We start from the raw sequence: 25,134 nt of genomic DNA, 5'->3' as shown, positions 1-25,134 counted from the left end.
CGTCAGCGGTCGACCCGCTCCGGGTGGCGGGCCGCCCAGTCGCCGAGCCGATCCTCGCGAAGCGCGGTCAGGAACTCCGGGGCGAGCTTCGGGTCGGGGCGCAGGTGAAAGGGCGGCCCGGTGGGCTCCGTGACCGGCAGGCTGAGCCCGCTCGGCTCGACCGATCGCAGTGTGGGCACGAGCCGCATCAGGTCCAGCACTGCGGCTCGGTCGGGTGACACCAGGAGATCCGGGCCGACGGTGCCCAGCAGCGTGGAGAGTCGTACCGGGTTGGTGAGCACACCCTGCTTGGCGGCCTGGCGGACCAGGCCAGCGGCGAAGAGCCGGGCGTTGTGGTCCCGGTCCAGGCTGCCCTCGGGTAGCCCACGCCGCTGGCGGAGCAGGTCGAGCGACGCGGCACCGTCGAGGCGGTGACAGCCGGCCGGGAAGACCCGCCGGGTGTGGACGGAGCGCACCTGCTGGGGCAGACAGACCGGCACGCCGTCCACCGCGTCGGTGAGCCTGCGCAGCCCGGGGTAGGTCAGCACCACGCCGGCGTCCACCCGGACCCCGGTCAGCTCGGCGACCGTACGTCGAGTCAGCTCGTAGCCCTTGGACATGTCCGGCCGGTCGAACCCGGCGCCGAACGGGAACGCCGCGTTCAGCTTGTCGGTCCCGTGGCCCGGGATCGGCACCCCCAGGTCACGCGGCAACGAGACCAGGTACGGGCGGCTCCGGTCGGACGGGATGTGCACCAACACCACCGAGTCTGCTCGTGACGCCTCCCGCCCGTCGCCGTCGAGACCGAGCAGCAGGATGTTCAGCGCACCGGTCGCCACCGGCCGGCTCGACCCGCCGAGCAGGTCGGCGGTTGGCGGCGGCGCGGAGCGCTCCGGGGCGAGCAGGGGCACCCCGATCCCCAGCACGCCGGCCACGGCCAACGCGGCACCGCCGGCCTGCCAGCGTCGGCGGCGCCGCCGCCGGCCCGTCGCCAACCGGTCGATCGCGGCCCGCAGCGGGCCGGTCGGCGGGGTCAGTGGCTCGTGCCGGGCGAACGCGGCACGCAGGTCGTCCTCGATCATGGTCAGGCCTCCACGTACTCGGCCCGGAGCGTGGCCAGGGCGCGGGAGATGGACGAACGTACGGTCCCGACGGCGCAGCCGAGGATGTCGGCGATCTCGGCGTCGGGCAGGTCCTCGTAGTAGCGCAACACCAGGGTGGCCCGCTGCCGGCGCGGCAGCCGCGACAGCCAGGACCAGATCTGGTCCCGGTCCACGGCGGACTGGGCGTGGTCGGCGGGCGCCGCCACCGCCTCGTCGGCTTCCCCCCGCAGCAGCACCCGGCGCATCCAGGAGCCGCGACGCCAGTCGACGTACTGGTTGGTGAGCATGCGGCGCACGTAGCGCTCGGGTGAGTCGGCCCGGGCGACCCGCCGCCAGTTGAGCTGGACCCTGACCATCGTCTCCTGCACCAGGTCCTGCGCCTGGTGCGGATCACCGGTGAGCATCACCGCGTACCGCAACAGCGGGGCCAGCCGCGTGTCCGCGAACTCCTCGTACGTCACTGCACCTCCCGGGCTCCTGCCTCAGTTGACGGAAGTGGACGCCCGGAACGTTGCGGAGACACCGCTGAACCTTCCGGCTCGTCCACTTCCGCTGCGGTGAACGTCCAGGGGGTGGTGCGGCCCGGTCCGGCGCGGTACGAGACCGGGTCTTCGGTACCCTTTGTGGCCGTGGACACAGCTGAGAAGACCCGCGCGCTCGTGGAGAGCGTCGCCCTGAACCCGCTCGATCCCAAGGAACTGTTGCAGACCTTCGGGCTGATCGGCGTTTGGGTGATCCTCTTCGCCGAGACCGGCCTGCTGGTGGGCTTCTTCTTCCCGGGGGACTCGCTGCTGTTCCTCGCCGGGGTGGCCGCATCCCCGGTGGCGGACGCCATCTTCGGCGACGGCACCCGGCTCTCCCTGGCCGGCCTGCTGATCGGCGGCCCGATCTGCGCCATCGTCGGCGCACAGCTGGGGCACTGGCTCGGTTCCCGGTACGGGCGGCCGATGTTCGAGCGGCCGAACTCCCGGCTCTTCAAGCGGGAGTACGTGGAGAAGGCCGAGTACTACTTCCAGAAGTTCGGCCCGGCGAAGGCCGTGGTGCTGGCGCGCTTCATCCCGATCGTGCGGACCTTCCTCAACCCGGTTGCCGGGGCACTGGGCATGCCGGCCCGCCAGTTCCTGCTCTGGAACATCGTCGGCGCGGTGCTCTGGGTGGACGGCATCCTGCTGATCGGCTACCTGCTGGCCGAGCAGATCTACCAGGCCATCGGGGACAAGATCGACCACTACATCCTGCCGGTGGTGGCCCTGATCATCGTGATCTCGGTGCTGCCGATCTTCTTCGAGTTCCTCCGCGACCGGCGGGCCCGCAAGCGCGGCGAGGCGGTCGCCGTGGTCGCGGCGGCCAGCGCCGTCGGCGCGGTGGAGGCGGTGCGCGAGACGTTCGACCACGACGACCACCCGCACGACCGTCGGCGTCCGGAGCACGGTCAGGAGCGCTGAGGGGAGATACGACGACGGCCGGCCCCCGGTGAGGGGGTCGGCCGTCGGCATCTCGGACCCGGCCTCCGGCGGTGCGGCCGGGGACGAGCAGGTGTCACCCACCGATGGCGCCACCCCTGGCTCGCCACCGGACACCGTCCCGGCGCGGGACGGTGTGCAGTGCCTACTTCAGCGGGCCTTCTTGGTGGCCCGCTTACGCGGCGGGGTCAGCAGGTCGGCGATCGTCGCGATCGCACTCGGGACCAGCCGGTAGTACGCCCAGACACCGCGCTTCTCCCGCTCCAGCAAGCCGGCCTCGGTGAGGATACGCAGGTGGTGACTGACCGTCGGCTGAGAGAGGCCGAGCGGCGCCGTCAGGTCACAGACGCACGCCTCGCCCTCTGGGGCCGACTGGATCAGGCTGAGCAGCCGCAACCGAGCGGGATCGGCGAGGGCCTTGAGGACCCCGGCGAGACGCTCGGCATCGGCACGTTCGATCGGCTCGCCGGCAAGCGGCGAGATCTGAGGCATAGTCATTTCGGCCAACGCAGTTCCCACGTATTCCATCCTTCCACCAGCAGCATCGATCCGCCTGCATATCAGCAGATCCGAATCGGCAAACTTTTACGCCACAAGGCCGAGGTCAGCCAACGTATAGGCCGCCCTGTACGGCAATCCGGCGGCTCGCACCGCGTCGCCGGCGCCTCGATCAACAATAACCGCCACACCCACGACTTCGGCCCCGGCCTCACGAAGCGCCTCGACCGCCGTCAACACACTTCCACCCGTCGTGGACGTATCCTCCACCGCCAACACTCGGCGGCCGGCCACTTCCGGTCCCTCGATCCGCCGTTGCAGACCGTGGGCCTTGCCCGCCTTGCGCACCACAAAGGCGTCCAGTGCCCGATCGGCCGGAGCGGCATGCATCATCGAGAACGCCACAGGGTCCGCGCCCAGGGTCAGCCCGCCGACGGCGTCGAACTCCCAGTCGGCGGTGAGGTCAAGCAACACCCGACCGACCAACGGAGCGGCCTGGTGATGGAGCGTGACGCGCCGCAGATCGACGTACCAGTCTGCCTCGCGCCCCGAGGAGAGCACGACCCGTCCGTGGACCACAGCCAGGTCGGTAATGAATTTACGCAGGTCGTCGTGGTCCCCCATGGCGATAGAGGTTACTGCGCAAGTCTGAACGCCGCGTGCGGGGTCCACCCTGATCAGCCCGCCGGGGGACCGACGGTTGGCGATGTTCGACTACGCTCAGCGACCGGGCCGGTTGCGGCGCGCCAACGTCCCGGCGACGGCACTCTCGGGCCGGCCGGTTGGCGCAGGCTCAGCGCTCGTCGCGACCGATCCGGCCGCGGGTGTCCCGGGCGACCACCTGGAGCAGCCGGCGCGGTGCGTGCCGCAGACCGGCAACGGCCACTTTGTACTTCCAGGCCGGGATGCTGACCAACTTGCCTTTGCGCAGGTCACGCAAGGCTTCGTCGACCACATCCTCGGCCCGCAGCCACATCCACTCGGGTGTCTTCGACATGTTGATGCCGGCCCGCTCGTGGAACTCGGTGCGTGTGTAGCCGGGGCAGAGTGCCATCACCCGGACGCCGAACGGGCGCGTCGACTGGCCGACGGACTCGCTGAAATTGGTGACCCACGCCTTGCTGGCCGAGTAGGTCGACCCCGGCATCACCGCGCCAAAACCGGCGACCGAAGAGACATTTATCACTGCCCCATCCCGCCTTTCGGTCATCGGCCGCAGCGCCGCCATGGTCAGCCGCATGACCGCGTGCACGTTGAGCCGCAGCAGGCGCGCCTCGTCCTCGGCGGTGGAACGCAGGAACGGCTTGTTCAGACTGATGCCGGCGTTGTTGACGAGCAGGTGCACGGGAGTGCCCTCGGTGAGCCGCTGCTCCACGGCCGCACAGCCGTCGTCGGTGGACAGGTCCGCCGAGATCGTCTCCACCTCGCGGCCGTACCGGGCACCCAGCTCGGCGGCCAGTTCGCTCAGCCGGCCCGCGTCCCGGGCGACCAGCACCAGGTGCCAACCGTCGGCCGCCAGCCGGCGGGTGAACGCGGCGCCGATACCGGCGGTGGCACCAGTGATCAGTGCCCGTCGCTCGGCGGTCGTCGGGTCGAGCGTCACGGGCTGGTCCTCACCTGGGCGGGTACGGAGGCGCGGTTGGCGCCGGCGGGGGCTGGTGCGGGGTGGGCGGGAACCGGGGTGGAACGGACGGCATGGTCGGCACCGTCGGACGGTGCCGACGGAACCAGGCGTTCGCCGCCGGCAGGGTCAGCAGCGTGGCTACCACAAGGTAACCGAGGCACTGTCCGACGGAAAGCCCGGCGTTCAACGGGATCCACCACGACGGGTACGCGTCGGCGATCAGGCCCAGCAACTCGGCCGTGGCCCGCTCGCCGTCGCCCAGCCGCAGCGGTGCCGCCCGCTCACCGATGAGCACCGCCACGCTGCAACACCCGGCGAGCAGGCCGAGCCCGCAGACCACCCAGGTGGCCACCCGGACGCCGGAGCGACCGGCCAGCAGCCCGAGGGCCAGGCCGACGAGCACCGGCGCGGAGAGCGCGGCCACCACCGCCGACAGTGCCGCGGACGCCCGCAGCAGCGTCACCACGTCGTCGATCTGCTGCGGGCTCGCCGAGGTGCCCTGAGCGGCGGAGCGGAACGCGTCGACCGTCCGCCCCAGCACCGCCAGGTCGGCCACGGTGTACGCGAGTGCGGCCACCGCCATCACCAGCAGCACGGCCGAGGCCAGCAGGACCACGGCGGGCCGGCGGGGCGGTGCCGATCCGGGGTACGACACGACGAATCCCTCCGGTAGGCGTCGGGTTGCAACCTACTCGGAGGGATCCTCGGCGTCGTGTCTATCGAATCGTCAACTCGTCGACGGCGGCGTCCCGGGGCGGTCGGCCGGCGGCGTGTCGTCCGGCCGGTCGGTGCCGGACGGACCGGTCGAGGGCGGCGGCGGGTAGCCCGGCTCACCCGACCCGGTCGCCTGTCCCGGCGTCGACGGGTAGCCCGGCTCGCCGCTGGACGGATAGCCCGGCTGGCCGGGGGCCTGCGGGTAACCGGGCTGACCCGGGGTCTGCGGGTAGCCCGGGTAGCTGGCGCCCGGAGTCGGCGGCTCCCAGCCGGCGGTGGGCTTGCGGAAGAACTCGTTGGCCTTGGGCAGTGCCAGCAGGACCAGCGCCGCGAGGAGCGCGAGCAGGCTGATCACGCCGAGCAGGATGCTGACCGGGGTGAGCCACGACGGCAACGCCTCGTCCAGCCGGCGCTGGATCTCCTCGGCACTCGGCATGTCGCCGCCGGTGTCACCGCCGGTGAAGCTGCCGGCCGCGCCGCTGAGCAGGCTGCCGCCCACGCAGCAGACCATGATGCCGCCGACGATCCAGGTGGTGATCCGGGCGCCGTTGCGGCCCTGGTTGTTGAACAGGGCCAGCACGCCCAGGACGACCGCGAGCAGCAGCAGCAGGACGGCGCTGCCGAGGCCGATGGCGTAGAAGACGTCCGCCACCTGGTCGGCGCCCTCGGCGGTGCTGCCCTCGTACGCCTCACGGAGCGCGTCACGGGTCTTGCCCGCAGTGGCGAGCGTCAGGATCAGACTGACCACCTGGCACGCCAGGAACAGGAAGAGCAGATAACTGGAAATCGTCACGATGGATGGCCGCTGGCGGGCCGGCGTGCTCTGGGAATCGACCACGATTCTCCTTCCCTAGATCGCGCCCACACCGTATCGACAACCGGCCACTCTGGCATGCCGCGGCGAGCCCGGCGCGCCCGTCGGGTCGCCCTCAGCGCTCCTCGGTGGGCTGGATCGTCAGGTCGGCGGGGTCGAGCAGGTCGCCGCGGGCCACCCGCCAGCCCTCCTCGCCGTACGCCTCGAAGGAGAGCCGCGCGTCGCCGCCGGACTGGTAGTCGTGGTACCGCATGGTTCCGGCCGAGGGCAGCCCCGTCTCCCCGATGGCGGTGTAGCGCGCCTGCCCGGTCTCGGACCAGGTGTAGCGCCGGCCGCCGAGGTCGATGGTCGGGGCGCCCGGGGTGACGGTCGCGCCCGGCTCGGCGGTCCAGAGCACCAGCTCCAGGTCCAGGCCGTCCTCCACGGAGAGCCGGTGCCCGGTGCCGGAGTCGTCGTCGAGCAGGTGCTGCACCCAGCTCCAGTCCCCCTCGACCAGGCGGATCGTGCCGCTCACGGCGTACTCCCGGTCGCGGATCCGCACGCGGTCGCCCGGGGCCAGGCGGTGCGGGCCACCGCGCGGCGACTCCGTTGTCCGACCGGGCGCGGGCCGCCCGGCGGGCCGGGCCGCCGCCCGCCGCCGCGACCGCACGACGATCACGACCACGAGCACCGCGAGTACGACCACCGCCGCCACCAGGTACATCACCGGAGCGTCCACCCGACCACCTCCCCAGGTACGTCGGCGCGAACGGTAACAACCCTCGGCACCGGGGAGGCTTGCGCTGTGGCCGACAGCTCAGCCACCGGGGGCAGCCCCGACCGGCGGATGGATCATGCCGCAGCGAGCCGCTGGGCGGCGTAGTCGCCAAGCGTGGAGCGATCCATCACGCAGCCGACGAAGGTGGTGAACTCGGTCGGGTCGTCCCGCAGCGACGTCCAGGCCGCCCGGGCCGCCGACGGGTCGATCCGCTCCAGCAGCGTGGCCGCGTACGCACGGCCGGCGGGCGAGCCCTCGGCCAGCAGCCGGTCGAGCTGTCGGCGTACCTCCTCGGGATGGTCGTCGACGGCGGCCTCGACCCGGTGGTAAGCCTCGGTCACCGGCAGCATCGTGCCGGCGATACCAACCCCACCAAAGGCGAGCGTGTCGGCACCCACCAACTCGTCAACGGCGGCGTCGAGTTCCCGTTCCCACTTCTTCCCGATCCCGAACATGTCCCCATCCTTTCCCCGCCCACCCACTCCCCACCCTGTTGATCAAGAGGTTTGCGTCATGAGAAGACGTCCCGATGACGCAAACCTCTTGATCACCGCTGGTGGGCGGGGTCAGGCGGGGGTGACCGTGAGGGTGTTCGTGGGGGTGGACAGGTCGACCTTGACCGTGTCGCCGTCGCGGATGGTGCCGGACAGGAGGGCCTTGGCCAACTGGTCGCCGATCGCGGTTTGGACCAGGCGGCGTAGCGGGCGGGCACCGTAGATCGGGTCGTAGCCGTGCTCGGCCAGCCACTGACGCGCGGACTCGGTGATGTCCAGTGCCAGTCGACGGTCCGCCAGACGCTTTCGCATCCGGTCGAGCTGGATGTCCACGATGGAGCTCAGATCGTCGCCGCGCAGCGCGGCGAACACCACGATGTCGTCCAGCCGGTTGAGGAACTCCGGCTTGAAGTGCGAGCGGACCACCGCGAGGACCCCCTCCCGGCGCTGCTCCTCGCCCAGCGTCAGATCGCCGATCACCGACGACCCGAGGTTGGAGGTGAGGATCAGGATCGCGTTGCGGAAGTCCACCGTGCGGCCCTGACCGTCGGTGAGCCGACCGTCGTCGAGCACCTGGAGCAGCACGTCGAAGACGTCCGGGTGGGCCTTCTCCACCTCGTCCAGCAGGATCACCGAGTACGGCCTGCGGCGCACCGCCTCGGTGAGCTGGCCGCCCTCCTCGTAACCGATGTAGCCGGGCGGGGCACCCACCAGGCGGGCCACGGAGTGCTTCTCGCCGTACTCGCTCATGTCGATGCGGACCATCGCCCGCTCGTCGTCGAAGAGGAACTCGGCGAGCGCCTTGGCCAGCTCGGTCTTGCCAACACCCGTCGGGCCGAGGAAGAGGAAGCTGCCGGTCGGACGATCCGGGTCGGCCACGCCGGCCCGGGCCCGGCGCACCGCGTCGGAGACCGCACCCACCGCCTCGACCTGGCCGACCACCCGGCCGCCCAGCGACTCCTCCATCCGGAGCAGCTTCGCCGTCTCGCCCTCCAACAGACGGCCGGCCGGGATGCCCGTCCACGAGGCGACGACCGCGGCGATGTCGTCCGCGCCGACCTCCTCCTTGAGCATCGCGCCGTCGGCCTGGAGCCGGGCCAGTTCCTCCTCGGCCTGCTGCAACTCGACCTTGAGCGCGGGGATCCGGCCGTAGCGCAGCTCGGCGGCCCGCTCCAGCTCACCGTCGCGCTCGGCCCGCTCGGCCTCGCCACCCAGGCGCTCCAACTCCTCCTTGGCGGTGGAGAGCTTGGTGATGTGGCTCTTCTCCGTCTGCCAGCGCTCGGAGAGCGCGGTGAGCTGCTCGCGCTTGTCGGCCAGCTCCTTGCGCAGCCGCACCAACCGCTCGGCGGAGGCGTCGTCCGGCTCCTTGGCCAGCGCCATCTCCTCGATCTCCAGCCGGCGGACGGCCCGCTCGATCTCGTCCACCTCGACCGGCCGGGAGTCGATCTCCATCCGGAGCCGGGACGCGGACTCGTCGACCAGGTCGATCGCCTTGTCGGGCAGGAAGCGATCGGTGATGTAGCGGTCGGACAGCGAGGCGGCGGCGACCAGCGCGGCGTCGGTGATCCGTACGCCGTGGTGCACCTCGTAGCGCTCCTTGAGGCCGCGCAGGATGCCGATCGTGTCCTCGATGGTCGGCTCGCCGACCACCACGGGCTGGAAGCGGCGCTCCAGCGCCGGGTCCTTCTCGATGTGCTCCCGGTACTCGTCCAGCGTGGTGGCGCCGACCATCCGCAGCTCACCGCGAGCGAGCATGGGCTTGAGCATGTTGCCGGCGTCCATCGAGCCCTCGCCCTTGCCGGCGCCGACCACAGTGTGCAGCTCGTCGAGGAACGTGATGACCTGGCCGTTGGAGTTCTTGATCTCCTCCAGCACGGACTTCAGCCGCTCCTCGAACTGACCGCGGTACTGCGCGCCGGCGACCATCGCGCCGAGGTCCAACGAGATCAGCTTCTTGTCGCGCAGCGACTCGGGCACGTCACCGGCCACGATCCGCTGCGCCAGGCCCTCGACGATCGCGGTCTTGCCGACACCGGGCTCGCCGATCAGCACCGGGTTGTTCTTGGTACGCCGGGAGAGCACCTGGATGACGCGGCGGATCTCGGAGTCCCGACCGATCACCGGGTCGATCTTGCCGTCCCGGGCGCTGGCGGTGAGGTCGACGCCGTACTTGGACAGCGCCTGGTAGGTCTGCTCCGGGTCGGCCGTGGTGACCCGCCGGTCCCCACCCCGAACGGTCGGGAAGGCGGCGACCAGGGCGTCCTCGGTGGCGCCGACCGACTTCAGCGCGCCCGACACCGCACCACCCACCCGGGCCAGGCCGGCCAGCAGGTGCTCGGTGGAGGTGTACTCGTCGCCCAACGGCCGCGCGATCTGCTCGGCGGCGCCGATGGCGTTGACGAACTCCCGGGCCAGCGTGGGCTCGGCGATGCTGGAGCCGCGTGCGGCGGGCAGGGCATCGACCGCACGCTGGGCGGCCCGGCGCAGCTCGGCGGGGTCGGACCCGACGGCGCGCAGCAGGCCGGCGGCGGTCGAGCCGTCGGTGTCCAGCAGGGACAGCAGAAGGTGCCACGGCTCCACGGTCGCGTGGCCGCGCTGGTTGGCCAGTGCGACGGCACCCGTGATGGTCTCGCGGCTCTTGGTGGTGAGGCGTTCGGTGTTCATGGGCTCCCCCGGATCGGCGTTGTCCATTGGGTTGGACACAACCAGAGTTGAGCGTATTCCACTCAACCCTAGCGCTGTGACACCCATCACTCGCGGCGGCGCCACCGCCAGTCGAACTCCCCCGCCGCCGGGGGCGGGCCGGGCAACGGATCCGCGTCCGGAGTGGTCGACAGTCCGGCCAGCAGCACCGCGAGCTGCCGGCAGCGCAGCTGCGCGGTCCGCTCCGGATCGGGTACGCGTACCGCGGCGCACGCCTCCAGCACCAGCCCGAGGTCCTGCACGACCACGTCGGGGCGCAGCCGCCCGCTGGCGCGGGCACGCTCGAACAGCACGGTGGCCAGCTCGTTGGCGCGCATCGCGGCCCGACCCATCTCTTCGGTCGGGGTGAAGGTGCCGGCCAGGTGGACGGTGAGCGAGTGCACGTCGGCGTCGACCACCCGGGCCAGGAACCCGGCGAAGGCGGCCCAGTCGTCCGGCTCGGCGAGGGCCGCCTCGGCCTCGGCGACGTACCGGCGCAGCCCGTCGTGGCAGAGCTGGCGCAGCAGGTCCTCCTTGCCCGCGTACCGCCGGTAGAGGGCACTGATGCCGACGCCGGCGCGTTCGGCGACGGCCGCGATCGGCGCCTTCGGGTCGTCGAGGAAGACCTCGCGCGCGGCTTCGAGGATCACCTCGTCGTTGCGCGCGGCCTGGGCACGGCGACCAGCCAGCGGCGCGTCGGTCTTTCCGGGGGGAGTCGGCATGACTCCAGGATAACAGTGGAACGGATCGTTCCGGTCTGCTACTGTGATTGCAGAACGAAACATTCCGTTCCGAAGGAGTATCGAGATGACCGGCACCGCGATCCGTCCCTTCCGCGTCGAGATCCCGCAGACCTCCCTCGACGACCTGGCAGCCCGGCTGGGTCGCACCATCTGGCCCGCCGACCTTCCGGGCTCCGGCGACACGTACGGGATGAGCACCGACCGGGTGCGCGCGCTGGCCGACCGGTGGCGGGACGGGTTCGACTGGCGGGCGGTCGAGGCCCGGCTGAACGCCCACCCGCAGTTCGTCACCGAGATCGACGGCGAGCAGATCCACTTTGTGCACGTCCGGTCGTCCCGCCCGGACGCCACCCCGCTGGTGCTCACCCACGGCTGGCCGGGCTCGGTCCTGGAGTACCTCGACGTGATCGCCCCGCTCACCGAGCCGACGGCACCGGACGCGCCCGCCTTCCACCTGGTCATCCCGTCGCTGCCGGGCTTCGGGTTCTCCGGCCCGACCCGCAGCACCGGCTGGAACCGGTTCCGCACCGCCCGCGCCTGGGCCGAGCTGATGAACCGCCTGGGGTACGACCGGTACGGCGCGGTCGGCAACGACGCCGGCTCGATGATCGCCCCCGAGTTGGGCCGGACCGACGCGGAGCGCGTGCTCGGCGTGCACGTCACCCAGCTCTTCTCGTTCCCCTCGGGCGACCCTGCCGAGTTCGCCGACCTCTCCGAGGCGGACCAGGCGGCGCTCGCGCACCTCCAGTGGTTCTACGAGAACAAGTTCTCCTTCAACCAGGTGCACAGCCAGCAGCCGCAGACCCTGGCGTTCGGCCTGGCCGACTCCCCGGTCGGGCTGCTCGCCTGGAACGCGCAACTCTTCGACGAGAGCCTGGACGCCGAATTCATCCTGGCCAACGTGGCGCTCTACTGGTTCACCGGCACGGCCGCCTCGGCGATCCGGTTCTACTGGGAGGACGCACACGCCGACCAGCCGACGACCGGCCCCACCACCGTCCCGACGGCGCTGGCCATGTTCCCCGGCGACTTCCAGTCCATCCGCCGCTTCGCCGACCGGGACCACGCGAACATCGTCCGGTGGACGGCGTACGACAAGGACGTCGACGGCCGCGGTGACGTCGGGGGCCACTACGCCGCCCACCAGGCCACCGATGTGCTGGTCGCGGACATCCGCGCGTTCTTCGCCAGCCTTCGCTGACCAACGCGTGCTCGGCTGCCCGCCCTGCTCTGCCGGGGCGGGCACCGGCGCGTCCGGCGCCTATGGAGCTGAATCGGTTACGACATCACCCACCAACTCGGCGGGGCAGGCGGGCGGTGCAGGGAGTCTCGTGGTCGGCGCGCAGCACACAGCGACGGCCACCGTCCAGCCGCCGGTCGCAAAAGACCCAGTGCCGTACCCCCTGGTCGAGACGGTGATCCCGCCCAGGTCGATCCGGGCCAGGAAGGCCAGCGACCGGCCGGCGGTCCGGCCCAGCATCTTGGCTCGGGCCAGGTCGGGCGCGGCCACCGGCAGATGGATGACAAACCGGCCGCTCATCGTCGCTGCACCAGGTCAGGCATGAGTGATGGCTCTCCTCGCGGGTTGCGGTGGAAGGAACAGGGCCGGGACGAACCACGGGGAAGCTCGCCCCGGCCTGCTGAGCGCCCCAGTGCCATCCGGAAGCGTTCACTTCGAACCAACAATCGCTAGCGGTTGTAGGTCAACGACCAAGCTCCGATTGCTTGAGGTTGGAGGTGGCCACGTGATCGAATGGGCGTGCCATCCGGGGAGTGTGTATGCCCAAGCAGCAGTACCAGGTGCTCGCAGACGAACTGCGAAACAAAATCGAATCAGGCGAGTGGCCGCCCGGCACGAGACTGCCGAGCCGGTCACAGCTCTGCAAGGAGTACGGCGTGTCGGACACAGTGGTCGGCAAGGCCATGATGATTCTCCGAGCGACCGGTCTCACCGAGACGCTGGAGGGCGTCGGCGTCTTCGTAGCGGAGAAGTAGCTTGTGGCAGGTGACGGCGCGTGGAGGGGCCGTTTAGTGGCGAGGCCTGCGCGGGGAACGCGGCGGGTCAGGAGTTGTCGAGGATGATCTTCGCCCACCGGCGCTCGGCCACCCAGCCGATGCCGAGCAGGATCTCGCCGTCCCCGCCGGCGGCCACCATCGTGCCGTCGGTGAGCACGGACAGGCTGTGGTCGGGACCGACCGGCCAGGGCAACTCGGTGTAGCGACCGTCTCCGACCGCACCCGCGCCGCCCGAGCCGGTCACCGCGAGCAGCCCGCCTCCGATCGGCGCGACGGATTGGATCTGTGGCGGATGCCCGTCGGCTCGGATCGGATCCCACCCTCGGCGCAGTCGCCAGAGCGCCGGAAAGGACCTACGGTCTGGCCGCTCCCCAACCAGCCACGCCGTCCCGTCCCGCTCGACCACGGCTCGCAGCACGCCGACGTGCCCGTCGGGTGCCGGCACCGGGGTCTGCTGCCAGCTCCGCCCCCGGTCGAACGAGACCGCCGCATGCGGCTTCCCGTCCGTTGTCCCGGCCGCGACCACCAGCAGCCCGTCGCCCGCGTCGACGGTGTTCAACCCGGGTACGTGCGGCTGCGCAGCCAGCGGACGCAGCCGCCGGCCGTCCCACTCGCCGACCTGACCACTGGCTTCGATCAACTGGAAACGGCCCTGGGCGCCGACCCACTGCGGCGGTGGCCCGATCCGGCTGTGCACCAGCGAGGCGCCACCGTCGGTCGAGGTCCACCAGCCGTGCGGCTCACTCCACAACGTCAGCACCCCCGGCGCGGCGTAGAGCTGGTGGTTCTCCGCCACCGGGTGGGGATGCCGCAACGCCCGCCAGGACCGGCCGCCATCGCCCGTGGCGAAGAGCAGCGCCGGACAATCGGGGCCGGGCGGCGGCTCGCCGCAATTGGCGAACAGGGCGTAGCCGTGTTCGGCGTCGACGAACTCGATGTAGGGAGGGTCGTACCGCTGCGGGACGGCGACCCGGACGCGACGTACCTCTGCGACGGCGGCCTGTGGCGACGGCGCGGTGGCGGCTGGTCGGGACGGCGCGGTGGCGGCCGGTCGGGACGGCGCGGGCGGTGGTTGCCGACGGACGTCGCCGATCGAACATCCGACCAGCAGGGGTAGGAGCAGCACCACAGTCCGACCTGATCTCCGTCCGATCATTGGCGCCTCCGAAAGGTAGCCTTGCACGGGTGCGAGTACGTGTCGAGCAGACCGCCTTACCGGGGATCGGGGTACGCCACGATCTGGTGACGGAGTCCGGACGCCGCCTGGGCGTTGTCTCCCACCGCAATGGCCGCCGTGATCTTGTCCTCTACGACCCCGACGATCCGGACTCCTGCCAGGCGGACATCCCGCTGACGGACGACGAGGCTGAGGCCCTGGCCGACATCCTCGGCGCGTCGCTGATGCTCGGTCAACTCTCCGGGCTGCGCGAGCAGGCCGCCGGTCTGCTCACCGAGCAGATTGCCATCCCGGCAGGGTCGCGGTACGTCAACCGGCAGCTTGCCGACACCAAGGCGCGTACCCGCACCAGCGCCTCCATCGTGGCGGTGCTGCGCGACGGCGAGGTCATCGTCTCGCCGCTTCCCACCTTCCGCTTCGCAGCCGGCGACGTGGTGGTCGTCGTCGGGACCCGCAGGGGTCTCGACGGCGTGTCCGCCATCCTCGCCGACAGTGACCCGGACGGCTGAGGCGGATGCACGAATCCACCACACTGCTCGTCGAGGTCGGCGCGCTGCTGCTGTTGCTCGGGATCCTCGGCCGCCTGAGCCGCCGGGTCGGCCTCTCACCCATCCCCCTCTACCTGTTCGCCGGGCTCGCGTTCGGGCACGGCGGGCTGCTCCCGCTCAACGCCAGCGAGGAGTTCTTCGCCGTCGGCGCCGAGATCGGCGTCATCCTGCTGCTGGTGATGCTCGGCCTGGAGTACTCGGCCAACGAACTGGTCGGCAACCTCCGCTCGGCGGCCCCGGCCGGGCTGATCGACGGCGTACTCAACGCGCTGCCCGGTGCGGCCTTCGCCCTGCTGCTCGGCTGGGACTGGGTGGCCGCACTGGTGCTCGGCGGCATCACCTGGGTCTCCTCCTCCGGCGTGATCGCCAAGGTTCTCGCCGACCTGGGCCGGCTCGGTAACCGGGAGACCCCGGTGATCCTCTCGGTCCTGGTGATCGAGGACCTGGCGATGGCGCTCTATCTGCCGCTGGTCACCGCCGTACTGGCCGGGACCGGCCTGCTCGGTGGCGGCATCGCACTCGCCATCGCGGTGGGCACGGTGCTGCTCGTGCTGGTCGTCGCGATCCGCTACGGCCACCTGATCTCGTCCGCCCTGTCGGCGAAGGACCCGGAGGCGCTGCTGCTGGGCGTACTCGGTCTGACCCTGCTGATCGCCGGTCTCGCGGCGAAGCTCCAGGTCTCGGCGGCGGTCGGCGCGTTCCTAGTCGGCATCGCGCTCTCCGGCCCGGTGGCACACCACGCGACCGAGTTGCTCTCCCCGCTGCGGGACCTGTTCGCTGCGGTGTTCTTCGTCTTCTTCGGCCTGGTGACCGACCCTCGGGACATCCCGCCGGTGCTGCTGCCGGCGCTCGCGCTGGCCGTGGTCACCATGGCCACGAAGACGCTCACCGGCTACCTCGCGGCCCGTCGGGTCGGCATCGCCGAACCCGGTCGCTGGCGGGCCGGCCTGGCACTCGTACCCCGAGGTGAGTTCTCCATCGTCATCGCCGGGCTCGCGGTGGCCGCCGGCAGCGTCGAGCCGCGGTTGGCCGCGCTGGCCACGGCGTACGTTCTGATCACCGTCGTGACCGGGCCGATGCTGGCCCGCCTGCCCGACTTCCCGTGGTTCAAGCGGTGGCTGCGCACCCGCGCGGCGGCCCAGCGGCGGGAGCCGGTTCCGGTCAGCGACTGACGCGCCGCCGCCGCCGTTTCCCGCATTCTGAGCGGCGGCGGCGGCGCGTGTGTCCGCTCGACCATCCAGTTGGCCCGGCCAGGCCAACGGTTGCTGAATTGCTCCCAACGAGGGCTACCGCAGCACCCGACGGCGGGTTACCGTTTCGCCCCAGCAGCCAGGGTTCGCGGACGGCCGGTGCCGTCGCGGGCGAGAGCGGAAGGTTGGCCGGTGAGCGTGCAGGAGTCGACGTTCCACGGCTTCGCCAACCCCGTCGATCCGACTCCGGCGGAGTTGCGAGCCTGGGCGTACCAGCCCGATTCGGTGCCGTTGGCTTCCATGCCACCCGACTGGGACCTGCTGGTCTCCGGTGACCGGCTGGTGCTGACGCTCTTCGAGCTGGCGATGGATCCCGCCTGCCCGGCGCGCCGTTTCGCGCTGCACTGCCTCTACATCTACGCGGCCGACGGCATCCGGACGAACTTCCGCGCGCACCCCAAGCGCCGCTTCCGCAAGCTGGTCGAGCAGGCCGAGCGCGACGGCGACGAGCTGATGAAGATCTGGGCGCACAACGGCCGGGTGCTGCTGGCCCGACCGGACCTCTTCGTCTACCGCGACTGGTGCGAGGGCGGCCTGGTCCGCGAGAACCGCCGCCTCGGCTGAGGCCGAACGAGCACCCGCGGTCTTTGAACGGCGAACGGGTCGGGACCCCCACCGCGGGGATCACCGCGTCCCGACCCGCAGTCTTGAACGGCGAACGAGTCGGGACCCCCACCGCGGGGATCACCGCGTCCCGACCCGCAGTCTTGAACGGCGAACGAGTCGGGACCCCCCGTGGGTCCCGACCCGCACGTCGGTTACCGGTCAGTCCTGCTTCCGGGGGGCCTCGGTCCGGCCCGGGTCGACGCCCTGGTTTCCCTGGTCGGCGAACCGTCCCTTGACGATCTTGTCCCGGAAGGTTCCGTCGGTCACCTTGTCGAACTTCTCGCGGACGGTGTCGGCCAGGTCTTCCAGCCGGTCCTCCGTCTGCTGGGCCACCTGCTTCGCCGGCTCCGTCATCGCTCCCCCTGCCATGGCGGTAGGTCCGAAATAAGACGATAGAACCCGTATCGCCAGGCTAACCGGAACGGCCCGGCCCGCGCCGGGAAATCCGGCGCGAACCGGGCCGAGGAAACGGAACCGGGTGCGGGTCTGGTCAGCGGTCGGGTGTGCGGCGCGGCCGCCAGACCACCAGCGCGGTGGAGGTGCGGTTGGTCGGCACCAGATCCCGGCCCGGGAAGCGGGCCAGCGACTCCAGTTCGGCCACCCGGCGGTACGCGGCGTCCAGCTCGGCCTCCAGCCGGGCCACCCGCTGCTGCGCCTGCTCCAGCAACCGCTCCAACCCGATGATCCGCTTGACCCCGGCCAGGTTGATGCCGTCGTCCTGGCTGAGCCGCTGCACCTCGCGCAGCAGCACCACGTCGCGGACGCTGTACCGACGCCCACCACCGGCCGCCCGGCCGGGCTGCACCAGCCCCAGCCGGTCGTACTGGCGAAGGGTCTGTGGGTGCATCCCCGCCATCCGTGCCGCGACCGAGATCATCAACACCTTGGCCTCGTAGGCAGGGTCACCCGAACCGAGGAACTCGCCCGACATCCCGCTCACCTCCGCGTCCATCCCACCGGACTAACTGACCCGACGCACCCGTGCGTCGAGATGTTCCCGGGCCGCCGGCGGGCTCTGCTCGGCGAACGCCTCCAACGCTGTGCGTGCCTCGTCCGACAACCGGGCCGGCACCACCACGTCCAGCGTGACCAGCAGGTCACCGGCCTGCCCGTCGCGGCGGACCACACCCTTGCCCCGAGCCCGCAGCACCCGACCGCTCGGCGTGCCCGGCGGGACCCGCAGGGTCACCGCGCCGTCCAGCGTGGGCACCCGGAGGTCCGTGCCGAGCACGGCCTCCGCGAAGGTGACCGGCACGGTCAGCGTGAGGTCGTCGCCGGTACGCCCGAACAGCTCGTCGGGCCGGACCTTGACGTGCACGAACAGGTCACCAGCCGGACCGCCGCGCTCGCCAGGCTCGCCCCGCCCGGCCAGCCGGATCCGTTGACCGTCGGCCACCCCGGCCGGGAAGCGCACGTTCAGCGTGCGGGTCTTGGTGACCCCGCCGCTGCCGTGGCACTCCGGGCACTTCTCCTCGACCACGGTGCCGACGCCCTGGCAGGTGCGGCACGGCTCGGAGAAGCTGAACGAACCCTGGTTGCGGGTGGTCACCCCGGCGCCGTGGCACGCGGGGCACGTGCGCGGCTGGGTGCCCGGCTTGGCCCCGTTGCCGTGACACGTGTCGCAGACGCCCGGGGCACGCAGCGTCAGCGGCAGAGTCACCCCGCGCACCGCGTCACCGAAGTCCAGCGCGACCTCGGTCTCCACGTCCCGGCCACGGGCCGGACCACGCGGCGCGGCCTGCCCACCACCCTGTCCACCCGAGAAGATCGAGCTGAACAGGTCCTGGAAACCGGCTCCACCGAAACGACGGTCACCGCCGTCGGCCCCGCCGCCGCCGAACAGGTCGGAGACGTCGAAGGGCATGCCGCCCGGCTGGCCCGCGCCCCGCGCGTTGCGCCGGAACGCGCCCGAGCCGAACAGCGAGCGCATCTCGTCGTACTCCCGGCGACGGCCGGTGTCCGACAGCACGTTGTACGCCTCGGACGCGGCCTTGAACCGCTCCTCGGCCTTCGGGTCGCCCGGGTTGTGGTCCGGGTGCGACTCCCGCGCCAACTTGCGGTACGCCTTCTTGATGTCATCCGCGGAGGCGGCCTTGTCCACGCCGAGCACGGCGTAGAAGTCCTTCTCGAGCCAGTCCTTCGAACTCACCGGTCCACCCCCTTCCTACCGTCGTGGCCCGCCGTCCCGCCCGCCGCATCGCAGCGGACGGGACGGCCCGGTCACCGTTTCGCACTATTCCGGATCCGCGACCGCGACCAGCGCGGGGCGCAGCAGCCGCTCACCGAGCTGGTAACCGCGCCGCATGACCTGCACGCAGGTCGGCTCGCTGACCTCGGCCGAGGTCTGGTGCGCGACCGCCTCGTGCCGGGTCGGGTCGAACGGGTCGCCCTGCTCGCCGAAGGCGGTCAGGCCGAACTTGCCCAGCGCGGTGGTGAGCTGTTCCGCCACCGTGCCGAACGGCCCGACCAGGTCGCCGTGTTCCCGGGCCCGGTCCAGGTCGTCCAGGATCGGCAGCAGTGCGGCCAGCACCGAGCCGGTCGCCTGCTCCTGCACCAGGCTGCGGTCCCGGTCGACCCGCTTGCGGTAGTTGGCGTACTCCGCCGACACCCGCTGCAGGTCCCGGGTCCGCTCGTCCATCTCGGCCCGGAGCGCCTCCAGCTCAGCGCCGAGCGGCGTACCGGTGCCGCCGCCGCCCACCGGCTGCGCCGGAGCGTCCACCACCGGCGGACCGGACGGCGTGGGACCGTCGACCGAGGTCGACTCGATCTCGATCTCGTCGACCACGATCTCGGCGTCCTCGACCAGGCCCTCCGCGGCGACGTCGCTCCCCGCGTCGGCGGCCGTGCCCTCGGGCTCGGTCGTGTCGGTGAGCTTGCGGTTGTTGCGGATGACGACCCGCTCCCCGTCGCCGGTGGCCGGCTCGGTGGGCGCGGAGCCACCCGGCGCCGACCCGGTGTCGCCCGGGTCGGCGGCTCGTGGCTTCTGCGTCATGCGGCTACCTCATCCCCTTCGCAGTGGACACGTGTCGGAGGCCGACGGTCACTTCTTGCCGTCCTCGTCCACGATCTCCGCGTCGACCACGTCGTCGGCGCCACCGGCACCGCCGGCCTGCGGGCCGGTCGCCCCGGTCGCACCCGGGCCGGCCTCGCCGCCGGGCTGCTGGCCCTGCTCGGCCTGCTGCGAGTAGAGCAGCGAACCGGCCTGCTGGGAGACCTGCGCCAGCCGCTCGTGCGCCGACTTGATCTTCTCGATGTCCTGGCCGCCGAGGGCGCCACGCAGCTCGCCGAGCGCCTCGTTGAGCTGCTCCCGGTTCTCGCTGGGCAGCTTGTCGCCGCTCTCGGCGAGGAACTTCTCGGTCTGCCACTGGAGCGCCTCGGCCACGTTGCGGGTCTCGGCGTCGTCGCGGCGGCGCTTGTCCTCCTCCGCGTGCTCCTCGGCGTCCCGACGCATCCGCTCGATGTCGTCCTTCGGCAGCGAGGAGCCGCCGGTGATCGTCATCTTCTGTTCCTTGCCGGTGCCGAGGTCCTTGGCGTGCACGTTGACGATGCCGTTGGCGTCGATGTCGAAGGCGACCTCGATCTGCGGCACGCCGCGCGGCGCCGGCGGGAGGCCGGTCAGCTCGAAGGTGCCGAGCTTCTTGTTGTAGGCCGCGATCTCCCGCTCGCCCTGGAACACCTGGATCAGCACCGACGGCTGGTTGTCGTCCGCCGTGGTGAAGACCTCGGAGCGCTTGGTCGGGATGGTGGTGTTGCGCTCGATCAGCTTGGTGAAGATGCCGCCCTTGGTCTCGATGCCCAGGCTCAGCGGGGTCACGTCGAGCAGCAGGACGTCCTTGACCTCACCCTTGAGCACACCGGCCTGCAGGGCGGCGCCGACGGCGACGACCTCGTCCGGGTTGACGCCCTTGTTCGGGTCGCGGCCGGTGAGCTGCTTGACCAGGTCGGTCACGGCGGGCATCCGGGTCGAACCGCCGACCAGGATCACGTGCTCGACGTCGGAGATCTTGATCCCGGCGTCCTTCACGGCCTGCTCGAACGGGCCCTTGCAGCGGTCCAGCAGGTCCTGCGTCATCCGCTGGAACTCGGCGCGGCTGAGCGTCACGTCCAGGTGCAGCGGGCCGGCGGAGCCGGCGGTGATGTACGGCAGGTTGATGTTGGTGGTGGTGGCGGCGGACAGCTCGATCTTGGCCTTCTCGGCGGCCTCACGGAGCCGCTGGAGGGCCATCTTGTCCTGGCCGAGGTCGATGCCGTGCTCACCACGGAAGGTCTTCACCAGGTGGTCGATGATCCGCTGGTCCCAGTCGTCGCCACCGAGGTGGTTGTCACCGCTGGTCGACTTGACCTCGATGACGCCCTCGGCCAGCTCCAGCAGCGACACGTCGAAGGTGCCACCGCCGAGGTCGAAGACCAGGACGGTCTGCTCCTTGGAGCCCTTGTCCAGCCCGTACGCCAGGGCGGCCGCGGTCGGCTCGTTGACGATCCGCAGCACGTTGAAGCCGGCGATCTCACCGGCCTCCTTGGTGGCCTGCCGCTGGCTGTCGTTGAAGTAGGCCGGAACGGTGATCACCGCGTCGGTGATCTGCTCGCCCAGGTACGCCTCGGCGTCCCGCTTGAGCTTCATCAGGGTCCGGGCCGAGATCTCCTGCGGGGTGTACTTCTTGCCGTCGATGTCGACGGACCAGTTCGTGCCGACCTCGCGCTTGACCGACCGGATCGTCCGGTCCGGGTTGGTCACCGCCTGGCGCTTGGCGACCTCACCGACGAGCACCTCGCCGTTGCGGGCGAACGCGACGATCGACGGCGTCGTCCGCGAGCCCTCAGCGTTGGCGATGACGGTGGGCTCACCGCCCTCGAGAACGCTGACGCAGGAGTTCGTCGTGCCGAGGTCGATACCGACCGCACGTGCCATCTTCGCTTCCTCGCTTCGTAAGGTTGTGCAGGTGACGGGCGTTGCCCGCGGGCTGCCGGCGGGCACCGCCCGGAGCGGACCACACCACAAGTTGAGTGAACTTGACTCAATAGTGCCACGCGCCGACGAATCGTCAAGTTGGGTTGAGCCGACCCGACGCAACCCAGCCGTTATTACCGTCCGGTTGTCTTCCCTTGCATCGGTCGGGCACGCTTTAGCGGTGACGACGCCCGGCGATCCCGCCACCCGCTCCGGCGCGCCCGCCGTCGCAGCCCGGACCGGCCCGCCGGACGCCGCGGAGGAGCAGCCCGCCACCATCGGGGACGACAGCCTCCCCGGGGCGCTGACGGGTCTCCGGGCCGCGATCGGCGCGACCCGGTACCCGCTCGCGCTGCCCTCCGCCGGATCAGCCCGGCAGACCGCCACCGCCCTCACCGACCAGCTCGACGACTACCTGCTGCCCCGGCTCGCCCGGCTCGACGCGCCCCTGCTCGTGGTCGTCGGCGGCTCCACCGGCGCGGGCAAGTCGACCCTGGTCAACAGCCTGGTCAAGGCCCGGGTCAGCGCCGCCGGCGTGCTCCGGCCGACCACCCGCTCGCCGGTGCTGGTGTGCAACCCGGCCGACGCCGCCTGGTTCCGCCAGGGTGAGCTGCTGCCCGGGCTGACCCGTACGACCGAGCCGAGCGACGATCCGCGGGCCCTGCACCTGGTCACCGCCCCGGCCCTGCCCGCCGGGCTGGCCTTCCTCGACGCGCCGGACATCGATTCGGTGGTCGACGCCAACCGGGCACTGGCCGGTCAACTGTTGGCCGCCGCCGACCTCTGGCTCTTCGTCACCACCGCCGCCCGGTACGCCGACGCGGTGCCCTGGGAGCTGCTGCGCAGCGCCCGGGCCCGGGGCGCGGTGATCGCCATGGTGCTGGACCGGGTGCCCGCCGAGGCCAGCGACGAGATCGCCGCGCACCTGACCGAGATGCTCGCCGCGCAGGGCCTCGGCCGGGCACCGCTGTTCGTGCTGCCCGAGACGTGGGTCGACGGCCAGGGGCTGCTGCCCGAGGGGGTCACCGCGCCGCTGGCCGACTGGTTCGCCCGGCTGGCCGCCGACGCCGACGCCCGGGCGGCCGTCGTCCGGCAGACGCTGGACGGCGCGCTGGCCGCGGTGCACCCGGCCGTCGAGGAGCTGGCGAACGCCGCCGACGAGCAGGTCGCCGCCGCCGACGCGCTGGACGAACGGGTCCGGGCCGCCTACCGGGGCGCCGAGCGGACCGTCGAGGAGGGCCTGCGGGACGGTCGGCTGCTCCGCGGCGAGGTGCTCGCCAGGTGGCAGGAGTTCGTCGGCACCGGGGAGCTCTTCCGCACCCTGGAGGCGCGGATCGGGCGGCTGCGGGATCGCGTGGTGGCCGCCGTCACCGGCCGGCCGGCGCCCTCGACCGAGCTGCGCAACGCCATCGAGTCGCAACTGGTCACCTTGCTGCGCGGGGTGGCCTCCGAGGCCGCCGAGAGCGCGTACACCGGGTGGAAGGCGCACCCGGCCGGGGCCGAACTGCTGGAGCCGGCGCTCGCCCACCCGAGCGACGACCTGCCCGAACGCGCCGAGCGGATGGTCCGGGACTGGCAGCGCGGCGTGCTGGAGCTGGTCCGGGTCGAGGGCGGCGACAAACGGTTCGTGGCCCGCACCGCCGCGTACGCGGTGAACGCCACCGGCCTCGCCGTGATGATCGCCGTGTTCGCCTCCACCGCGTTCATCCCGACCGGGCTGGAGCTGGCCACCGGGGCCGGCACCACGGTCGCCGCGCAGGCCGTACTCCAGGCGATCTTCGGCGACCAGGCGGTCCGTACCCTCGCTGCCAAGGCCCGGGGCGACCTGCTGGACCGGGTGCGGACGCTGCTCGACGCGGAGGCCGACCGCTTCCTGACCCGCACCGCCCAGGCCCGCCCCGCCGCCGAGGCCGGCGACGGGTTGCGCCGGGCGGCAGGCCGGGTCGAGCTGGCCCGGCACCGCAGCGGCCTGGCCTCCGGCGACGACACCCTGCCGGCCGCCGACGAGGAGGGCTCCCGGTGAGCAACATCACCGGCCGGATACGCGAGGCGTTCCGCGGCGACCAGCGGGTCGACCCGGACGCGCTGATCGCCCGCCTCGACGCGGTACGCCGGTTCCTGACCGCGGTGGACGGCCTGCTGCCGGACGCCCAACTGGTGCCCGCGCACACCCTGGTCGAGCGGGCCGGCACCCGGCTCGCCCTGTCCCGGGACCACACCGTGGTCGCCCTGGCCGGTGCCACCGGCAGTGGCAAGTCCAGCCTGTTCAACGCGCTGGCCCGGCTGGAGCTCTCGCCGGTCGGGGTCCGCCGGCCGACCACCGGCGTCACGCACGCCTGCGTGTGGGGGCCGCTGGAGGGCGCCAACCGGCTGCTCGACTGGGTCGGCGTACTGCCCCGGCACCGGTTCGTCCGGGAGAGCGCGCTGGACGCGGACGACGAGACCGCACTGCACGGGCTGATCCTGCTCGACCTGCCCGACTTCGACTCGGTGCAGCGGTCCCACCGGCTGGAGGTCGACCGGCTGCTCGGCCTGGTCGACCAGGTGGTCTGGGTGGTCGACCCGCAGAAGTACGCCGACCGGGTGATCCACGACAGCTACCTGCGCGAGTTCCACCGCCACCGCGACGTCACCCTGGTAGTGCTCAACCAGGCCGACCGGCTGCCCCCGGCCGAGCTTCCCCGGGTCCTGGACGACCTGCGCCGGCTGCTCGACGCCGACGGGCTGACCGACGTGCCCCTGCTGGCCACCACCGCCATCGACCCGGCCGGGATGGTCGGGCTGCGCACCGCGCTGGAGCAGACGGTCGCCGAGCGGCAGGCGGCACTGCGCCGGCTCGCCGGTGACGTCGACGGTGTGGTCGCCGCGCTGGACGAACTGGTCGGCTCGGCCCGACCGGCGGGCGGACCGGACGACACCGCCGTCGACGGGCTGAACCGCGCACTGGCCGGCGCGGCCGGCGTACCGGCGGTCACCGAGGCGGTGGAGCAGGCGTACCGGCATCGGGCCGGCGCCGCCACCGGCTGGCCGGTGGTCCGGGGCTGGCGACGGCTGCGGCCGGACCCGCTGCGCCGGCTCCACCTGCCCGGCACGGCCGGCGACCAGGCCGACCCGGCCGAAAGCCTGGTCGCGGCGACCTCGGTGCCTGACCCGACGGCCGCCCAGCGCTCCGCGCTCGGCCTGGCTATCCGCGCGGTGGCCGACCGGGCCGCCGCCGACCTGCCCGCCGCCTGGCCGGCCGCGGTCACCACCGCCGCCCGGTCCCGCCTCGGCGACCTGCCGGACGCGTTGGACCGCGCGGTCGCCGGCACCGACCTCGGGCTGGGCCGACGACCGCTCTGGTGGCGGCTGGTCGGCGGCGTGCAGTGGCTGGTGACGCTGGCCGCCGTGGTGGGGCTCGGCTGGCTGGTGCTCGGTTACGCGCTGCGGGCACTCGGCCTGCCCGCCCTGGACAACCCGATGGTCGGGCAGGTGCCACTGCCCACCCTCCTACTGCTCGGCGGGCTGCTCGCCGGGTTGCTGGTGGCGGCGCTGACCCGGCCGCTGGTGCGCTGGGCGGCCCGTCGGGCCCGGGCCCGCGCCGACCAGCGGCTGACGGCCGAGGTCGCCCGGGTGGGCGACGAGTACGTGCTCGCCCCGGTGCGGATCGTGCTCGCCTCGTACGCGCAGGCACGCGACGCGTTGAAGGACGCCGCCCGGCGCTGAGGCCCCGCACGGC

Annotated in this window: 25 protein-coding genes and 1 pseudogene; 8 read left to right on the top strand and 18 right to left on the bottom strand. The window is 72.0% G+C overall.

The window, feature by feature from the left end; translation table 11 throughout:
- Nucleotides 1–2: 2 nt before the first annotated feature.
- Nucleotides 3–1,061 carry an LCP family protein gene (locus tag M8C17_RS15090; protein ID WP_252417069.1) on the bottom strand — a complete coding sequence of 353 codons (1,059 nt, stop codon included), beginning with the start codon at nucleotides 1,059–1,061 and terminating at the stop codon, nucleotides 3–5.
- Nucleotides 1,062–1,063: 2 nt separating this feature from the next.
- A complete protein-coding gene (locus M8C17_RS15085) occupies nucleotides 1,064–1,543 on the bottom strand; it encodes a SigE family RNA polymerase sigma factor (RefSeq protein WP_252417068.1) in 480 nt (159 codons plus the stop codon).
- Between the two features lie 162 nt (nucleotides 1,544–1,705).
- Here M8C17_RS15085 and M8C17_RS15080 point away from each other — a divergent pair, with 162 nt between their 5' ends.
- Nucleotides 1,706–2,527 (top strand): DedA family protein, encoded by an 822-nt coding sequence (locus tag M8C17_RS15080; RefSeq protein WP_252417067.1) that lies wholly within the window; start codon nucleotides 1,706–1,708, stop codon nucleotides 2,525–2,527.
- Nucleotides 2,528–2,695: 168 nt separating this feature from the next.
- On the opposite strand, the gene M8C17_RS15075 is transcribed toward M8C17_RS15080, so the two are convergent.
- The 9 genes from M8C17_RS15075 to M8C17_RS15035 form a co-directional block, all read right to left on the bottom strand.
- On the bottom strand, nucleotides 2,696–3,073 hold the full coding sequence (locus M8C17_RS15075) for a helix-turn-helix transcriptional regulator (protein WP_007454255.1): 378 nt from the start codon (nucleotides 3,071–3,073) through the stop codon (nucleotides 2,696–2,698).
- Nucleotides 3,074–3,130: 57 nt separating this feature from the next.
- Nucleotides 3,131–3,667, bottom strand: a complete 537-nt coding sequence (pyrE, locus tag M8C17_RS15070) for an orotate phosphoribosyltransferase (protein ID WP_252417066.1) — start codon at nucleotides 3,665–3,667, stop codon at nucleotides 3,131–3,133.
- A gap of 169 nt (nucleotides 3,668–3,836) precedes the next feature.
- A complete protein-coding gene (locus tag M8C17_RS15065) occupies nucleotides 3,837–4,646 on the bottom strand; it encodes an SDR family oxidoreductase (protein ID WP_252417065.1) in 810 nt (269 codons plus the stop codon).
- Nucleotides 4,647–4,656: 10 nt separating this feature from the next.
- Nucleotides 4,657–5,322, bottom strand: coding sequence for a hypothetical protein (locus M8C17_RS15060; protein ID WP_252417064.1), 666 nt, complete (start codon nucleotides 5,320–5,322; stop codon nucleotides 4,657–4,659).
- 72 nt (nucleotides 5,323–5,394) lie between these two features.
- The gene (locus M8C17_RS15055) at nucleotides 5,395–6,219 is read right to left on the bottom strand and encodes a hypothetical protein (RefSeq protein ID WP_252417063.1); all 825 of its coding nucleotides are present in this window, start codon (nucleotides 6,217–6,219) and stop codon (nucleotides 5,395–5,397) included.
- Nucleotides 6,220–6,310: 91 nt separating this feature from the next.
- Nucleotides 6,311–6,913, bottom strand: a complete 603-nt coding sequence (locus M8C17_RS15050) for a DUF4178 domain-containing protein (RefSeq protein WP_252417062.1) — start codon at nucleotides 6,911–6,913, stop codon at nucleotides 6,311–6,313.
- Between the two features lie 113 nt (nucleotides 6,914–7,026).
- The gene (locus M8C17_RS15045) at nucleotides 7,027–7,407 is read right to left on the bottom strand and encodes a hypothetical protein (protein WP_252417061.1); all 381 of its coding nucleotides are present in this window, start codon (nucleotides 7,405–7,407) and stop codon (nucleotides 7,027–7,029) included.
- A 111-nt stretch (nucleotides 7,408–7,518) separates the two neighbouring features.
- A complete protein-coding gene (gene clpB, locus M8C17_RS15040; protein ID WP_252417060.1) occupies nucleotides 7,519–10,110 on the bottom strand; it encodes an ATP-dependent chaperone ClpB in 2,592 nt (863 codons plus the stop codon).
- Nucleotides 10,111–10,196: 86 nt separating this feature from the next.
- Complete coding sequence (locus tag M8C17_RS15035; RefSeq protein WP_252417059.1) at nucleotides 10,197–10,850, bottom strand: TetR/AcrR family transcriptional regulator; 654 nt, start codon at nucleotides 10,848–10,850, stop codon at nucleotides 10,197–10,199.
- An 85-nt stretch (nucleotides 10,851–10,935) separates the two neighbouring features.
- Between M8C17_RS15035 and M8C17_RS15030 the strand changes: the two genes are divergently transcribed.
- On the top strand, nucleotides 10,936–12,072 hold the full coding sequence (locus M8C17_RS15030) for an epoxide hydrolase family protein (RefSeq protein WP_252417058.1): 1,137 nt from the start codon (nucleotides 10,936–10,938) through the stop codon (nucleotides 12,070–12,072).
- 85 nt (nucleotides 12,073–12,157) lie between these two features.
- Here the strand turns inward: M8C17_RS15030 and M8C17_RS15025 are convergent.
- A pseudogene (locus tag M8C17_RS15025) lies at nucleotides 12,158–12,411 on the bottom strand (hypothetical protein).
- Nucleotides 12,412–12,650: 239 nt separating this feature from the next.
- Between M8C17_RS15025 and M8C17_RS15020 the strand changes: the two are divergent.
- The gene (locus tag M8C17_RS15020) at nucleotides 12,651–12,866 is read left to right on the top strand and encodes a winged helix-turn-helix domain-containing protein (protein ID WP_252417057.1); all 216 of its coding nucleotides are present in this window, start codon (nucleotides 12,651–12,653) and stop codon (nucleotides 12,864–12,866) included.
- A 67-nt stretch (nucleotides 12,867–12,933) separates the two neighbouring features.
- Here the strand turns inward: M8C17_RS15020 and M8C17_RS15015 are convergent, their stop codons facing one another.
- Nucleotides 12,934–14,013, bottom strand: coding sequence for a hypothetical protein (locus M8C17_RS15015; protein WP_252417056.1), 1,080 nt, complete (start codon nucleotides 14,011–14,013; stop codon nucleotides 12,934–12,936).
- A 59-nt stretch (nucleotides 14,014–14,072) separates the two neighbouring features.
- On the opposite strand from M8C17_RS15015, the gene M8C17_RS15010 reads away from it, so the two are divergent.
- The 3 genes from M8C17_RS15010 to M8C17_RS15000 all read left to right on the top strand — a co-directional run bounded on the left by M8C17_RS15010 (nucleotide 14,073) and on the right by M8C17_RS15000 (nucleotide 16,426).
- Nucleotides 14,073–14,573, top strand: a complete 501-nt coding sequence (locus M8C17_RS15010) for a TrkA C-terminal domain-containing protein (protein ID WP_252417055.1) — start codon at nucleotides 14,073–14,075, stop codon at nucleotides 14,571–14,573.
- A gap of 5 nt (nucleotides 14,574–14,578) precedes the next feature.
- A complete protein-coding gene (locus M8C17_RS15005) occupies nucleotides 14,579–15,784 on the top strand; it encodes a cation:proton antiporter (protein ID WP_252417054.1) in 1,206 nt (401 codons plus the stop codon).
- 210 nt (nucleotides 15,785–15,994) lie between these two features.
- Nucleotides 15,995–16,426, top strand: a complete 432-nt coding sequence (locus tag M8C17_RS15000) for a hypothetical protein (protein ID WP_252417053.1) — start codon at nucleotides 15,995–15,997, stop codon at nucleotides 16,424–16,426.
- Nucleotides 16,427–16,627: 201 nt separating this feature from the next.
- Here M8C17_RS15000 and M8C17_RS14995 read toward each other — a convergent pair whose 3' ends face one another.
- The 5 genes from M8C17_RS14995 to dnaK form a co-directional block, all read right to left on the bottom strand.
- Nucleotides 16,628–16,822 carry a hypothetical protein gene (locus tag M8C17_RS14995; RefSeq protein ID WP_252417052.1) on the bottom strand — a complete coding sequence of 65 codons (195 nt, stop codon included), beginning with the start codon at nucleotides 16,820–16,822 and terminating at the stop codon, nucleotides 16,628–16,630.
- A gap of 136 nt (nucleotides 16,823–16,958) precedes the next feature.
- The gene (locus M8C17_RS14990; RefSeq protein ID WP_030332087.1) at nucleotides 16,959–17,399 is read right to left on the bottom strand and encodes a heat shock protein transcriptional repressor HspR; all 441 of its coding nucleotides are present in this window, start codon (nucleotides 17,397–17,399) and stop codon (nucleotides 16,959–16,961) included.
- A gap of 30 nt (nucleotides 17,400–17,429) precedes the next feature.
- Nucleotides 17,430–18,617 (bottom strand): molecular chaperone DnaJ, encoded by a 1,188-nt coding sequence (gene dnaJ, locus M8C17_RS14985; protein ID WP_252417051.1) that lies wholly within the window; start codon nucleotides 18,615–18,617, stop codon nucleotides 17,430–17,432.
- 84 nt (nucleotides 18,618–18,701) lie between these two features.
- Entirely contained in the window at nucleotides 18,702–19,460 is a 759-nt protein-coding gene (locus M8C17_RS14980; protein ID WP_252417050.1) for a nucleotide exchange factor GrpE, read from the bottom strand.
- A 48-nt stretch (nucleotides 19,461–19,508) separates the two neighbouring features.
- Nucleotides 19,509–21,377, bottom strand: a complete 1,869-nt coding sequence (gene dnaK, locus M8C17_RS14975) for a molecular chaperone DnaK (protein WP_252417049.1) — start codon at nucleotides 21,375–21,377, stop codon at nucleotides 19,509–19,511.
- A gap of 220 nt (nucleotides 21,378–21,597) precedes the next feature.
- Here dnaK and M8C17_RS14970 point away from each other — a divergent pair, with 220 nt between their 5' ends.
- Together M8C17_RS14970 and M8C17_RS14965 are read left to right on the top strand one after the other, a co-directional pair.
- Nucleotides 21,598–23,439 (top strand): GTPase domain-containing protein, encoded by a 1,842-nt coding sequence (locus M8C17_RS14970; protein WP_252417048.1) that lies wholly within the window; start codon nucleotides 21,598–21,600, stop codon nucleotides 23,437–23,439.
- Entirely contained in the window at nucleotides 23,436–25,121 is a 1,686-nt protein-coding gene (locus tag M8C17_RS14965; protein ID WP_252417047.1) for a GTPase, read from the top strand. Before M8C17_RS14970 ends, M8C17_RS14965 begins: the two co-directional genes overlap by 4 nt.
- Nucleotides 25,122–25,134: the final 13 nt, after the last annotated feature.

It is taken from the genome of Micromonospora sp. RHAY321 (assembly GCF_023896955.1).
Lineage (GTDB): Bacteria > Actinomycetota > Actinomycetes > Mycobacteriales > Micromonosporaceae > Micromonospora.
This window is presented reverse-complemented; position numbering and strand designations above follow the sequence as displayed.